We start from the raw sequence: 13932 nt of genomic DNA on the forward strand, positions 1-13932 counted from the left end.
CGAACCGAACAGCCCCATAATTTAGCGACCCACGACCGTGAGGGCGCCGGGAACCGTGTGAACCGTGATCGGCAACGCCTCCTGGCGTTCGCCGTCGGCGTAAGCGATCCAGCCGTTGCCGCCGGACAACGAGACCTCACGTGCGCGGAACGTCCGCACGGCGGGGTGCTCGGTGTGCTTGCCCGTGCGCAGCGTCGGCAGCATCCGGACCAGCATCGAGCGGCTGCCGCCCTCGACGACCGTGACGTCGAACAACCCGTCGCCGGCGTCGGCCGTGGGGCACACGGGGATGCCGCCGCCGTAGTTCGGCGTGTTGCCGATCGCGACCAGCGTGGCGTCCAGCTCGAACGTCCCGGACTCGGTGGTCACGACCAGCGGCGCGGGCTTCAGCGACGCGAGCTCGGCGACGATCGCCAGGTCGTAGCGGCGCGGACCGGCGGGCCAGCGCATCGCGTTCGCCCGCTCGTTCACCGCGGAGTCGAACCCGGCGCACAGCACCGTCGCGAACCACTGCCCCGTCGACAGCCGCCCGAGGTCGAGCTGCCTGCGGGTGCCGTGCACGACGTCCTCGACCGACTGCGAGCCCACGGCCGCGGCCAGGTCGTTGCCGGTGCCCGCCGGGACTATGCCCAGCGCCGTCGACGTACCCGCGACCGCCTGGACGCCCAGGTGGGCGGCTCCGTCACCGCCCAGGACGACCAGCAGGTCGGCACCGTCCGCGACGGCCTGGTGCGCCATCGCCAGCGTGCCCTCGGCGTCGTGCGCGACCAGTTGCGTCAACGACGACACGTGCGGCCTCAGCGCCGCGGCGGTCGACCCGGCCATCCGGGCCGCCCGCCCCTTGCCCGACGCGGGGCAGACCAGCAAGGCGGCCCGCGTCACGTGGCGTCGTCGTAGTTCACGCGCTTCGGGGGCTCCGAGGCGATGGCCTTCTCACCGGGGTCGTTGCCGTCGGCGTCGGACGCGACGTAGTTGAACGGCGCCGCCTCGTTGTCGTCCAGCGCGTCCCAGCCCTCGGCGCTGCGGAGCTTCGCCTTGCGCTTGTCGTGGACGCGGGAGATCTGGATCGCCATCTCGAACAGCACCGACAGCGCGAGGGCCAGCACGACCATCGAGATCGGGTCGGTGCCCGGCGTCGCGATCGCGGCGAACACGAACAGGCCCATCATCAGGCCGCGCCGCCACTTCGCCAGCCGCTCGTAGGACAGCACGCCCGCGCGGTTGAGCATCACCACCACCAGCGGCAGCAGGAAGCTCACGCCGAAGATGAACAGCATGGTGATGACGAAGTTGATGTACTTGCTACCGGTGAGCGCCGTGACCCAGTTGTCGCCACCGAAGCCGAGCAGCACCTTCAGGCCCTCGGGCACCACCAGGTAGGCGAGCACCGCACCGGCCACGAACAGCAGCGCGCCGGCGCCGACGAAGACGCGCGCGAACTTGCGTTCCTTCAGGTACAGACCGGGCGTGATGAACGCCCAGATCTGGTAGAGCCACAACGGGCTGAGCAGCACCGCGCCCGCCGCCGCACCGACCTGCAACTGCACGAGGAAGATCTCGAACGGTTCGGTCTGCAGCAACGCGCACTTGCCGTCGTTGGTGATCTTCGCCCGGTACTTCTCCAGATCGGGCTGGCAGTACGGGCCCGTCAGGATGTCACCCAGCGACGGGATCGGGCCGAGCCGCACCTGGAACCAGATGAAGCCCAGGACGGCACCGACGGCGATGACCAGCATCGCGAGGCCGAGCCGGTACCTCAGCTCGTAGAGGTGCTCTTTGAGCGACATCGTGCCGTCGGCGTTGCCCCGACGGCGCCTGCCGCGTTCCCGGCGTTCAGCGACCCACCGGAACGGACTTGCCACCGCGTCGACCGTCCTTACAAGTCAGGAGACCGGAAGGTCAGTTGTTCGCCTTGTTCTGGGTGGTCTGCTCGATGGGAGGCGCGACCTGGGGCTGCTGCACCGGCTGCGGCTGGGCGGGCGGGAGCTGCTGGACCGGCTGCTGCACGGGCTGCTGCTGCACCGGCGCGTCGTCCGCGTCCTGGTCGCGCAGGCCCTTGGTCTCAGCCTTGAAGATCTTCGCCGACTTGCCGAGCGAACGGGCCATGTCGGGAAGCTTCTTCGCACCGAACAGCAGAATGATCACCACAGCGATGATGATCAGCTCGGTGGGTCCGAGGTTACCCATTGGTGATCCTCCTGTCTGCCCCGCTACGACGATCGTACGCGGGGTTTGCCCTGGTGCGGGCCTGTTCGTCGGGCCGCCGCTCGGCGATGGCCACCTTCAGCGCCGCGGATCGCGCCTTGAGCAGACCGACTCCGTTGCCGACCCCGTCCCCCACCAGAGTGCGGGCGCGGGCGAATCGGCGCAAGGATCGGATGACTCGAATCGCGATCGCGACGAGCACGATCAGGCCGAGCGCGATCAGCGCCAGGGTCGGTGTGGACGGCACAAGCACACGTTATACGTCTTGGGTGGACAGCAGGTGATCTGCCCGGCGCAATGCCTCTGCCGCCTGGCGAACAACCTCCTCCGCGAGTTCCGACGGCTTTTCGACGTGCACGTCGCCGCCGAGCCCGAGGAGCAGGCGAACCATCCAGGACGGGTCGTCGTAGCGCATGAGGACACGCGTGCGGCCGTCCGAGAGCTCCGCCGCGTGGTCGACCGGGTAGTACTCGGCGACCCAGTGCGCGTCCGGTTCGAGCAGGAGGACCGCGATCTTCTGGTTGTCCCTCGGGTGGAACAACCCCTCCGATGTATCGGTCAGCTGGGCGTGCGGCGGAGGCGACGACGGCTCGTCGAGCACCTGCACGTCGTCGATGCGGTCGAGCCGGAACAGGCGCACGCCGAGCGCCGAGCGGCACCATCCTTCGAGGTAGCCGCGCCCTTCGACGAGCAGCAGACGCATCGGATCGACCACTCGGTCGCTCATCGCGTCGTGCGACTGCGAGTAGTAACGGATGCGCACGGCCCGTTCGCGCTTCACAGCGCTCTGCACGGCCTCGCGGATCTCTGCGGTCTCCCCGCGCTCGAACCCGCCGAGCCCGACGACCATGCCCGCCGGCTGCGCCTTGCCGACCGCCGCCTCGATCTTGGCCAGCGCCCTCTGCACCGCGTCGGTGTCGACGACGCCCGGTGTGTCCGCCAGCGCGCGCAGCGCCACCAGCAGCGACGCCGCCTCGGCCGCGGTGAGGCGCAGCGGCCGGTCGAGGCCCGCGTCGAACGAGACGGTGATCGTCTCGCCCTCGAACGACAGGTCGATCAGGTCGCCCGGCCCGTAACCGGGCAGGCCGCACATCCACAGCAGCTCGAGGTCCTTGCGCAGCTGCTTGGGCGTGATGCCGAAGTCGGCCGCGGCCTCCTTGACGGTGATCGCGGGCCGGTTGAGCAGGTACGGCACGAGTGCGAGCAGCCGCGGCAGCCGTTCGTTGGACGCGGTCACCGCGCTCCTTCCAGTGCGCCCTGCAGGCGGTCGCGGACCGACTTGGCCAGGACCTCGGGTTCCAGTACCACGACATCGGGTCCGAACCCGGCGAGCCACTTGGCCGCCGAGTCGGGGAACTTCAGGTCGATCTCGACGACGTCGCCGCCGTCGCGTTCCTCGACGACCTTCGCGTGCCGCCGCAGGCCTTGCGCCCGGTCCTTGGCCACCCAGATCTTGGCGGGCGCCGTGTGGTGCGGATCGGCCTGCGTGCGCGCGATGAGGCTCATCAGGTCCGTGCCCTCGGGCACGGCGAAGGCGCCGGGCTTGCCGACGGTCCGGACCGCGCCCACGACGCGGGAGAGCCGGAAGCACCGCGTGTTCTGGCGTTCACGGTCCCAGCCGACGAGGTACCACTTGCCCCGCCACGCGACCACGCCCCACGGTTCGACCGTTCGTTCCTTCTGCCCGCCCGGCGGCGGCTTGCGGTAGTCGAACGCGACGACCTGCCCCGCCTGCACGGCCTGGAGCAGCGGCGGGAACGCGGGCTCGTTGGCCCGCACCTTGGGCTCGACGGCCGCGGGCGTGTCCTGGTCGACGTCCACACCGGCGGCCCGCAGCTTGATCAACGCACCGTGCACGGCACCCGTGAGCTGCGGCGAGTCCCACAGCCGGGCGGCCAGCGCCACCGCGGCGGCCTCGTCGGGTTCGAGGTCGATGTCGCCCAGCTCGTAGTCGCGCCGCGCGATCCGGTAGCCGTCCTCCGCTCCCTCGGCGTTGGACTGCCGCCCGGTCTCGAGCGGCACGCCGAGATCACGCAGCTCGGACTTGTCCCGTTCGAACATGCGGAAGAACGCCTCGTCCGTCGGCGCTTCGTGATAGCCGGGGACGATGGCGCGGATGCGCTCCGCTGTCAGGTACTGACGGGTCGACAGCAGGCACAGCACCAGGTTGACAAGGCGTTCGGCACGTGCGATGGCCACGGACAGACCCTAACGCGTGCGCGCGCCGAAACCTCATCACCACCTGTTGTGAACGGTCCGTTCAGAACAACTCACGTAACTCGCGGACCAGTTCGACGGGTGCTTCCTCGGCCATGTGGTGCCCGCAGTCGAGGGAACGAACCCGCACGTCGTCCGCCCATTCGGCCCAGATCGCCGCCAGGTCGCCGTACAGCTCGCCCAGGTCGTCCTTGGCCGACCAGAGAGCGAGCACGGGACACGTGATCCTGCGTCCGGCGGCCAGGTCCTCGTCGTCGTGGTGGCGGTCGACCTCCAGCCCGGCGCGGTAGTCACCGCACATCGCGACCACGGTCTCGGGGTCGTGGATCGCCCGCTGGAAGTCGGCCCAGTTCTCCACGCCCATCGCGAGCGGGGTGTCGTGGTAGCGGCCGCCGTACCAGAGGCCGGGGTTCTCGTTGATCATCGCGGCGGCGAGTTCCTGCCGGGCCAGGAAGAACCAGTGGTACCAGGCCTGGGCGAACCGGGCGTCCGCGCGGGCCAGGTGAGCGCCGATGGGCAGTCCGTCCAGCACGGCCAGGTGCGTGACCCGGTCCGGGTGGTCGAGCGCCAGCCGGATCGCCGCGGCTGCCCCGCGGTCGTGGCCGACGACGGCGAACTCCTCGTGACCGAGCCCCTGCATCAGGTTCACGAAGTCGCGGGCCATCGCCCGTTTCGAGTAGTCACCGGGTTTGCTGGACTTGCCGTAACCGCGCAGATCCGGGCACACGACCGTGTGGTCCTCGGCGAGCAGTGGCGCGACGCGGTGCCAGGTGGTGTGGGTTCGAGGGTGTCCGTGCAAGAGGAGGACCGGTGGCCCTGCACCACCGGTCCTCACTCGCAGATTGGCCTCGCCAACGTCCCTGCAACGCAACGAGAATCCGTCGAACACCTGCATCGGTTACCCCGCGCGGGAGCGGCCGACACGTGCTTTTTCGCCAGAGGCCTCGCGGGCGTTACACCGCGACGACGATCTCGGACTCGGGATCGTGGCGGAGTCCGCTCGTACCTGCGACGACGACGGTCGCCCTGCGCCACGGCTGCTCGCGCGACAGGAACGGCACCTCCTCGGCCAGCCACGCGGTGACGTGCCGTCGTTGCTCCGCGGAGTCACCGTCGCGGGCGGACAGCCGGCGTTCCTGTTCGTCCAGGTCGCCCTGCACCCAGATCGAGGCGTCGATCCACGGAGCGCACTGCTCCCGGATGACGCCGGTGCCCTCGATCCACACGACGTCCATCCCGGACGCGACCTCGATCGCGCCGGGCCGGTCGTGCTCGGCCCAGGCCTGCGGCCGGAACGCCACCGCCTCGCCCCGGTGCAGGGGCACCAGGACGTTCTCGACCAGCAGACCTCCCCAGTCGAAGTACGCGTGGTTCCAGGCGACGTCGTCGGTGTGCACCACTTCGGACCTCGGAACGAGGCTGCGCAGCCGTTCGGCGAGAGTGGACTTCCCTGCACCGCCGCGCCCGTCGACCGCGACGAGGAGAGGACGGCCGGTCACACCGGACGCCTCCTCCCGCAGTCGCCGCACGACGTCGGTCAGCTGCACGACCCGCCACCCCGGGGCCTCGGGCTCACCCGGATGCAGACGCATTCCCCGTCTCCCCTCAGGTGCGGCCGACGCGTCCCTTCTCACCGGACGCCCAGCAGGTGTGCCCGACGCAGTCCACGGTGTCGAAACTCCCCGTGTCCGCGATCTTCCAGGTCTTGCCCTCCTTGCTGGTGTCCGTCCCGGACGGACCGACCGCGACCAGGCCGTTGCCGCGGTAGGCGATGCCGGACCGGTAACCGACGGGCGCCTGCTCGCCCGCCGTCCACCCGCGACCGTCGTTGGTCGCGAACGCGGGCGTCGGGTCGGTCGGCTTGAGGTAGTCGCCACCGATCGCCACACCGCGCCAGGGCGTCTTGAACGCCACCGCGAACACCCCGGCCGCCTCACCGGACGGCAGCGGCACCTCGCTCGCCTTCCACGACCGGCCGCCGTCGCGCGACTCCAGCACCCGTGCCTTCGCGCCGCCGCCGGTCGCGATCCACGCGTGGTTGCCGCTCGTCGTCACGCACTGCCCGGACGCCGCGAACGCGAACTCGCCCGGCAGCGCGTCCGGCATGCCCTTCGGGTCGTCGACGTGCCACGACCGTCCGCCGTCCCACGTCCGCAACACCCGGAACTTGCCGTCGACGGGGTCGCTCAGCGCCAGTCCGCGGAACCGGTCGAAGAACGCCATGCAGTCGTAGAACGCCTTCGGGTGGGTGTTGCGGAACTCCTCCTGCCAGGACTTGCCGCCGTCGGACGTGCGGTAGATCCGCGACGACTCGCCCTCGCCGATCGACAGCGCCACGGCGTTGCGCGCGTCGAAGGCCTCGATGTCGCGGAACTCGAGCGCCTCCGTGCCGGGCGGGCCGACCGACTCCCACGTCCGGCCGGCGTTCACGGTGCGCAGGACGGTGCCCTTGGAGCCGCTCGCCCACGCGACCTGACCGGACACGGCGGACAGTCCGCGCAGGCGGGCGTCGGTGCCGGTCGGCTTCAGCTCCCAGTAGGTGTCCGTCGCCGACGCCACCCCGGGAAGAACCAGAAGTGCGGCGAGCGCCGCCGCGATGATCCTCATGCGGCCACTCTGGTCGAGCCGGTGATCGCTTCCTAGCCCCGATCGGCGGTCAGGGCGCGCTCCGGGCCAGTCCACCCTGTGTTCGAAGCTGTCGTGCGCCAATAACGGCACGAGGGGCGCGCTCCGGTCCGGAGCGCGCCCCTCGGCATTCGTTCGGTCAGAGCGAGGAGATCAGGCGCTCCACGCGCTCGTCCACCGCCCGGAACGGGTCCTTGCACAGCACGGTCCGCTGCGCCTGGTCGTTCAGCTTGAGGTGCACCCAGTCGACGGTGAAGTCGCGACCGGCGGCCTGCGCGGCGGCGATGAAGTCACCGCGCAGCTTGGCCCGCGTGGTCTGCGGCGGGGTGTCCTTGGCGGCCTCGATCTCGCCGTCGTCGGTCACGCGCTCGACCTGGCCCTTGCGCTGCAGCAGGTCGAACACGCCGCGGCCACGGCGGATGTCGTGGTAGGCGAGGTCGAGCTGGGCGATGCGCGGGTTGGACAGGTCCATGTTGTGCTTTTCCATGTACCGGTTCATCAGGCGGTTCTTGATGGCCCAGTCGATCTCGCGGTCGATCTTCGTCAGGTCCTGCGCCTCGACGGCGTCGAGGGTGCGGCCCCAGAGTTCGAGGACGCGCTCCGCCATCGGGTCCGGCGAGCGCTTGGCGCAGTGCTCGACGGCCTTCTCGAAGTACTCGCGCTGGATGTCGAGCGCGGACGCTTCCTTGCCGCCCGCGAGGCGCACCGTGCGGCGGCCCGTCAGGTCGTGGCTGATCTCGCGGATGGCGCGGATCGGGTTGTCGAGGGAGAAGTCGCGGAACTGGACGCCCTGCTCGATCATCTCGAGCACCAGGTTCGCGCTGCCGACCTTCAGCAGCGTCGTCACCTCGGACATGTTCGAGTCGCCGACGATGACGTGCAGGCGCCGGTAGCGCTCGGCGTCGGCGTGCGGCTCGTCGCGGGTGTTGATGATCGGGCGGGACCGCGTGGTCGCGGACGACACGCCCTCCCAGATGTGCTCGGCGCGCTGCGAGAGGCAGTACACGGCGCCGCGCGGGGTCTGCAGCACCTTGCCGGCACCGCAGATGAGCTGGCGGGTGACCAGGAACGGCAGCAGCACGTCCGCGATGCGGGAGAACTCGCCGGCCCGTGCGACCAGGTAGTTCTCGTGGCAGCCGTAGGAGTTGCCCGCCGAGTCGGTGTTGTTCTTGAACAGGAAGATGTCCCCGCCGATGCCCTCGTCGGCGAGCCTGCGCTCGGCGTCGACGAGCAGGTCCTCGAGGATCCGCTCACCGGCCTTGTCGTGCGTGACGAGCTGTGCCAGGTCGTCGCACTCGGCCGTCGCGTACTCCGGGTGGGAGCCGACGTCGAGGTAGAGCCGGGAGCCGTTGCGCAAGAAGACGTTGGAAGAACGTCCCCACGAGACGACGCGGCGGAACAAGTACCGCGCGACCTCGTCCGGGGACAGACGACGCTGCCCGTGGAAGGTGCAGGTCACCCCGAATTCTGTCTCAATGCCGAAGATCCGCCGCTGCATGCCTCAACAGTAGGCGACTCCCAGGCGGAGCAGGGTGATCCGTTCGGGCGGCACGCCGGTTGCGGTTTAGTGTCGGTGGCGTGTGGAAACGGGTCAGCGCTCTCGACAAGAAGCTCATGAGCTCCTCGGCCGGACTACGTCCGAGCAGGCTCGACACCGGTTTGAAGAGACTTTCGAAAGCCGCGAACCACAGCCTGCTGTGGTTCGTCATCGCGGCGATTCTGGCGACGAGGAAAGGCCCGTACCGGCGTGGTGCGATGAGAGGCCTTGCGGCCATCGCCGGGGCCTCTGCCAGCGCGAACCTGGTCGGCAAGTCACTTTTCCCACGCCGCCGGCCCGCCGCCGACCTGCTCGCGATGCGGCGCCGGCTGTCGAAGCGGCCGACGTCCTCGTCATTCCCGTCCGGTCACTCCGCGTCAGCGGTCGCTTTCGCCACGGCGGTGGCGATGGAATCACCCAAAGCAGGCGTGGTGATGGCGCCGATCGCCGCCGCCGTCGCCTATTCACGCGTTCACACGGGCGTTCATTGGCCGACGGATGTCGCGGCCGGCGCGGCCGTGGGCGTCGGTGCCGCGTTGCTGACGCGCCGGTGGTGGCCTCTCGGGATGAACGAGCCCGCCTCGGCCTACGAGCACGCCGACCTGACGTCGTTGCAGGACGGCGACGGCCTGGTCGTGGTGGTGAACCCGTTCTCGGGCATCGGGCCGGACCCGACGCCGCAGATCACCGAGGAGTGGCCCAAGGCGCAGATCGTCTCGATCGAGGAGCTCGACGACCTGCCGGACGCGAAAGCGCTGGGAGTGGCCGGTGGCGACGGGACCGTGGCCGCCGTGGCCGCCCTCGCCGCCGAACGCGACCTTCCGCTGGTGCTCATCCCCTCCGGCACGCTCAACCACTTCGCACGGGACGTGGGCATCACCGGCCTGCACGACACGGCGCAGGCGGTCGCGGACGGCGTGGGTGTGCGGGTGGACATGGCGCAGGTCAACGACCAGTGGTTCATCAACACGGCGTCGCTCGGCGGCTACCCCGACATGGTGCGCATCCGCGAGAAGCTGGAGAAGCGCTGGGGCAAGTGGCCCGCGGCCGCGATCGCGATGTTCCGCGTCCTGCAGCGCGCGAAGCCGTTGCACATGACCATCGACGGCGACAAGCACCTCGTGTGGATGCTGTTCGTGGGCAACGGGCCGTACCGGCCGAAGGGTTTCGCGCCGACGATGCGGCCCAGGCTGGACGACGGCCTGCTCGACGTGCGCTTCGTCCGGGCGGACCGGAAGTACTCGCGGACCAGGTTCTTCCTGGGCGCACTGCTCGGCGCGCTGGAGCACTCGCGCATGTACAAGCACTTCGAAGTGGCTTCGCTGAACGTCGAGGTGCACGGCGCACCGATCTCGATCGCGACCGACGGCGAGGTGCGCGAGCGGGCCAACCACTTCAAGTTCCGTTCGCGTGCGGCCGCACTGGGAATATATCGTCCCTAGTGTTCGACATTGTCGAACACGCGCAGCTAGAGTGGGGTGCGTGCCCGGGCCCATTCAGTCCATCCAGCGCGCAGCCGAGGTCCTGAAGCTGCTCGCCCACGGCGGCGCGCACCAGCTGAGCGTCGGCGAGATCGCGCGCGCCCTCGACCTGGCGAAACCGACAGTGCACGGCATCCTGCGGACGTTGCAGGAGGTCGGGTTCGTCGAGCAGGAGGTCGAGGGCGGCAAGTACCGCCTGGGCGCCGCGCTGTTCCAGATCGGCACCTCGTACCTCGACGGCAACGAGCTGCGCGCCAAAGCGCTGAACTGGTCGGACACGCTGGCGATGCGGGCGCGCGAGGCAGTGCGCATCGGCGTGATGCACGGCAAGCACGTGCTCGTCGTGCATCACGTGTTCCGCCCGGACAACAGCCGGCAGACGCTCGACACCGGCGCCCTGCTGCCGTGGAACGCGACGGCACTGGGCAAGGCCCTGGTCGCGTTCGGCGACAACTGGCCCGACGGCGACCTGCAGGCGTTCACCCGCCACACGCTCGATCCCGAGCAGCTGCACGCCGACTTGAACCTGGTCCGCGACCGCGACTGGGCCTACGACCTGCACGAACTCGTCGAGGGCGAGGCATCGGTGGCCGCTCCGGTGCGGGACAGGCGGGGTGTGGTCGTCGGGGCGATCGGCATCTCCGGGCCGGTCGAGAGGCTGTGCGACTCACCCGACCAGCCGCCGCGTCTCGAGCTCGTGTCCTACGTACGTGAGGCAGCTCGCAGCGTTTCGAGGGAGCTCGGCGGACTCTCCTGGTAGTACTGTGGAATCGTTCGACATTGTCGAATGGTTCGCACAAGGGAGTGTGCACGTGGCTTACATCGCGGCGATAGACCAGGGCACGACGTCGTCCCGGTGCATCGTGTTCGACCAGGCCGGCGGGATCGTGTCGGTCGCTCAGCGCGAGCACCGCCAGATCTTCCCGAAGCCGGGCTGGGTGGAGCACGACGCGTCCGAGATCTGGACGAACGTGCAGGCCGTCGTGCGCGACGCCCTCTCTCACGCCTCTCTCTCGCTCGGCGACATAGCCGCGTTCGGCATCACGAACCAGCGCGAGACCACGGTCGTGTGGGACAAGGCGACCGGCGAGCCCGTGCACAACGCGATCGTCTGGCAGGACACGCGCACGGACGCGTTGATCAGGCAGCTCGGCGACCAGGACAGGTTCCGCGAACGCTCCGGCCTGCCGCTGGCGACCTACTTCTCCGGCCCGAAGCTGCGGTGGCTGCTCGACAACGTCGAAGGCCTGCGCGCACGAGCCGAACGCGGCGAGGTCCTGTTCGGCACCATGGACACCTGGCTGATCTGGAACCTGACCGGCCGCCACGTCACCGACGTCACGAACGCCTCGCGCACCATGCTGATGAACCTGGAGACCCTCGACTGGGACCAGGAGCTGGTCGGCGCGATGGACGTCCCGCGCGAGATGCTGCCCGAGATCCGGTCCTCCTCCGAGGTCTACGGCACCTACGAGGGCGTGCCCGTCGCATCGGCGCTCGGCGACCAGCAGGCCGCGCTGTTCGGCCAGACCTGCTTCGAGCCCGGCGAGGGCAAGTGCACCTACGGCACCGGCGCGTTCCTGCTGATCAACACCGGTGACGAGCCGGTGCGCTCGCAGAACGGCCTGCTGACCACCGTGGGCTACAAGATCGGCGACGAGCCGGCGGCGTACGCGCTGGAAGGCGCCGTCGCGGTGACGGGCGCGCTGGTGCAGTGGTTCCGCGACAAGGTCGGGCTGATCTCGTCGGCGGCCGAGATCGAGACCCTCGCCCGCACGGTGGACGACAACGGCGGCGCGTACTTCGTGCCCGCGTTCTCCGGCCTCTTCGCACCGCACTGGCGCAGCGACGCGCGTGGCGTGATCGCCGGCCTGACGGGCTACATCTCGCGCGGGCACCTCGCACGGGCCGTGCTGGAGGCATCGGCGTGGCAGACGCGTGAGGTCGTGGACGCGATGAACGCCGACGCTGTGAATGCCCACTCGGCAGCGGACCTCACGACGTTGCGCGTCGACGGCGGCATGACGGCCAACAACCTGCTCATGCAGTTCCTGTCGGACGTGCTGGACGTGCCGGTGGTGCGCCCGATCGTGGCCGAGACGACGTGCCTGGGCGCGGCGTACGCGGCAGGCCTCGCGGTGGGCTACTGGCCCTCGACTGAGGCACTGAAAGCCAACTGGCACAAGGCGGCCGAGTGGGAGCCGTCGATGGAACCGGCGGCGCGGGCTCGCGGCTACCGGAAGTGGAAGAAGGCGGTCGAGCGGACCGTCGGGTGGATGGACGAGGACGATGACTGACCTTTCTCAGCGCGACAGGGCTCGTGAAGAGCTGCAGCACGGCAAGTTCGACGTCGTCGTGATCGGCGGCGGCATCCTGGGCATCGCGACCACGTGGGCCGCGGCCCGTTCGGGACTGCGGGTCGCGCTGGTCGAGAGCGGCGACTTCGCGGGCGCCACGTCGTCCGCGTCGTCGAAGCTCGTGCACGGCGGCCTGCGCTACCTCGCGATGGGCCCGTCGGCCGTGCCGATGGTGCACGAGAACCACAAGGAACGCCGCGCGCTGGGCGACCACCTGGCCCCGCACCTGGTGCGTCCGCTGCCGTTCCTCGTCCCCGTCTACAAGGGCGGCCCGCACAGCCGGTTCGTCCTGGGCGCGGGCGTCACGTTGTACTCCGCGCTGTCGGGCTTCGGCGACGGCATGGGGAAGGTGCTGTCGGCGCGCAGGGCTGTGGAGTGGGTGCCTGACCTGCGCGCCGACGGTCTGCGCGGTGCCGCGATGTACTACGACCACCAGATGAACGACAGCCGGGTGGCGATCACCGCCGCCCGCGCCGCCGCCGAGGCCGGCGCCGTGCTGCTCAACCACATCTCGGTCGTGGGCCTGCGCAAGACCGGCGCGAAGGTCACCGGTGTCGACCTGCGCGACTCGCTCGGCGAGTTCGGCGTGGACGCGAAGGTCGTCGTGAACGCGACCGGCCCGTGGCTCGACGTGCTGCGGCGCATGGAGGACCCGGCCGCAGACCCGTCGATCCGCCTGTCCAAGGGCTCGCACCTGGTGCTCAAGCAGACCTCGGAGTGGAAGGCCGCGCTGACGATCCCGGTCGACGACGTGCGCGTGTCGTTCGCGATCCCGTGGGAGGGCCACCTCCTGCTCGGCACCACCGACGAGGCCTACGAGGGCGACCCGGCCGCGGTCGCGTGCACGGACGCCGACGTCGACCAGATCCTCAGCGAGGCGGGCGTCGCGGTGTCCGGTCTGGACCGTTCGCGGATCGCGTACACGTTCGCGGGCCTGCGGGTCCTGCCCGGCGGCCCCGGCGACACCTCGCACGCCAAGCGCGAGACGGTGATCACCGCGGGCTCCGGCGGCATGATCAGCGTGGCCGGCGGCAAGTGGACGACGTTCCGCAAGATCGGCGGCACCGTCCTGGCCCGCGTGAACGCCGAGCTAGGCCGCACCTCCGACGGGCCCTTGGACGGCGTCGCGCTCCCCGGTTCGGCATCGCCTGACACCGTGGGTTCCGTGCTGGGCCACGCTTTCGCCGCGCTGCCCGACGACGTGGTCCGTCACCTCGCCACGCACTACGGCACGACGTCGCACGAGGTCGTGGCCCTCGGCCTGGAGAACCCGGCGCTGCTGGAGCGGGTCCACCCGGACGGCCCGGACATCTGGGCCCAGGTCGAGCACGCCCGCCGCACCGAATGGGCGTCCGAAGTGGACGACGTGCTGCGCCGCCGCACCACCGTGATGGTGCGCGGCCTCGACTCCCCCGAGGTCCGTTCGCGGGTCTCGGAGCTGCTGGCTTCCTAGTGGTGTGGCCTGGAGCGTTGCCGGGCGTGTCCGCGGTCAGACGGGTGCATCGTGGTG

Annotated in this window: 14 protein-coding genes; 4 read left to right on the forward strand and 10 right to left on the reverse strand. The window is 70.0% G+C overall.

Going from position 1 to position 13932, the window contains the following annotated elements; translation table 11 throughout:
- Positions 1 to 21 precede the first annotated feature (21 nt).
- The 10 genes from DFR72_RS33205 to pafA all read right to left on the reverse strand — a co-directional run bounded on the left by DFR72_RS33205 (position 22) and on the right by pafA (position 8545).
- Complete coding sequence (locus tag DFR72_RS33205; protein WP_090070252.1) at positions 22 to 882, reverse strand: diacylglycerol/lipid kinase family protein; 861 nt, start codon at positions 880 to 882, stop codon at positions 22 to 24.
- A complete protein-coding gene (gene tatC, locus DFR72_RS33210) occupies positions 879 to 1787 on the reverse strand; it encodes a twin-arginine translocase subunit TatC (RefSeq protein ID WP_090070502.1) in 909 nt (302 codons plus the stop codon). Before tatC ends, DFR72_RS33205 begins: the two co-directional genes overlap by 4 nt.
- A 112-nt stretch (positions 1788 to 1899) precedes the next feature.
- Positions 1900 to 2187 (reverse strand): Sec-independent protein translocase subunit TatA, encoded by a 288-nt coding sequence (tatA, locus tag DFR72_RS33215; RefSeq protein ID WP_090070250.1) that lies wholly within the window; start codon positions 2185 to 2187, stop codon positions 1900 to 1902.
- A complete protein-coding gene (locus DFR72_RS33220) occupies positions 2180 to 2452 on the reverse strand; it encodes a bacteriophage holin (RefSeq protein ID WP_143086903.1) in 273 nt (90 codons plus the stop codon). Before DFR72_RS33220 ends, tatA begins: the two co-directional genes overlap by 8 nt.
- 9 nt (positions 2453 to 2461) lie before the next feature.
- On the reverse strand, positions 2462 to 3442 hold the full coding sequence (locus tag DFR72_RS33225; RefSeq protein WP_090070247.1) for a helix-turn-helix transcriptional regulator: 981 nt from the start codon (positions 3440 to 3442) through the stop codon (positions 2462 to 2464).
- Entirely contained in the window at positions 3439 to 4404 is a 966-nt protein-coding gene (locus tag DFR72_RS33230; protein WP_090070246.1) for a helix-turn-helix transcriptional regulator, read from the reverse strand. The genes DFR72_RS33225 and DFR72_RS33230 overlap by 4 nt, the downstream gene beginning before the upstream one ends.
- A 61-nt stretch (positions 4405 to 4465) precedes the next feature.
- Positions 4466 to 5317: an alpha/beta fold hydrolase gene (locus DFR72_RS33235; RefSeq protein WP_342768697.1), complete on the reverse strand. Its 852-nt coding sequence runs from the start codon at positions 5315 to 5317 to the stop codon at positions 4466 to 4468.
- A 58-nt stretch (positions 5318 to 5375) separates the two neighbouring features.
- Positions 5376 to 6014: a uridine kinase family protein gene (locus tag DFR72_RS33240; RefSeq protein WP_090070244.1), complete on the reverse strand. Its 639-nt coding sequence runs from the start codon at positions 6012 to 6014 to the stop codon at positions 5376 to 5378.
- A gap of 13 nt (positions 6015 to 6027) precedes the next feature.
- Positions 6028 to 7029: a beta propeller repeat protein gene (locus DFR72_RS33245; RefSeq protein WP_090070243.1), complete on the reverse strand. Its 1002-nt coding sequence runs from the start codon at positions 7027 to 7029 to the stop codon at positions 6028 to 6030.
- A 157-nt stretch (positions 7030 to 7186) separates the two neighbouring features.
- A complete protein-coding gene (gene pafA / locus DFR72_RS33250) occupies positions 7187 to 8545 on the reverse strand; it encodes a Pup--protein ligase (RefSeq protein WP_090070241.1) in 1359 nt (452 codons plus the stop codon).
- A gap of 116 nt (positions 8546 to 8661) precedes the next feature.
- On the opposite strand from pafA, the gene DFR72_RS33255 reads away from it, so the two are divergent.
- The 4 genes from DFR72_RS33255 to DFR72_RS33270 are packed head-to-tail and all read left to right on the forward strand — an operon-like array spanning position 8662 to position 13875.
- A complete protein-coding gene (locus DFR72_RS33255) occupies positions 8662 to 10026 on the forward strand; it encodes a bifunctional phosphatase PAP2/diacylglycerol kinase family protein (RefSeq protein WP_090070498.1) in 1365 nt (454 codons plus the stop codon).
- Between the two features lie 40 nt (positions 10027 to 10066).
- The gene (locus DFR72_RS33260) at positions 10067 to 10825 is read left to right on the forward strand and encodes an IclR family transcriptional regulator (RefSeq protein ID WP_090070239.1); all 759 of its coding nucleotides are present in this window, start codon (positions 10067 to 10069) and stop codon (positions 10823 to 10825) included.
- A 46-nt stretch (positions 10826 to 10871) separates the two neighbouring features.
- The gene (gene glpK, locus DFR72_RS33265; RefSeq protein WP_090070237.1) at positions 10872 to 12362 is read left to right on the forward strand and encodes a glycerol kinase GlpK; all 1491 of its coding nucleotides are present in this window, start codon (positions 10872 to 10874) and stop codon (positions 12360 to 12362) included.
- Complete coding sequence (locus DFR72_RS33270; RefSeq protein WP_090070235.1) at positions 12355 to 13875, forward strand: glycerol-3-phosphate dehydrogenase/oxidase; 1521 nt, start codon at positions 12355 to 12357, stop codon at positions 13873 to 13875. Before glpK ends, DFR72_RS33270 begins: the two co-directional genes overlap by 8 nt.
- The last annotated feature ends 57 nt before the right edge of the window (positions 13876 to 13932 follow it).

It is taken from the genome of Lentzea flaviverrucosa (genome assembly GCF_003350445.1).
GTDB lineage: Bacteria > Actinomycetota > Actinomycetes > Mycobacteriales > Pseudonocardiaceae > Lentzea > Lentzea californiensis.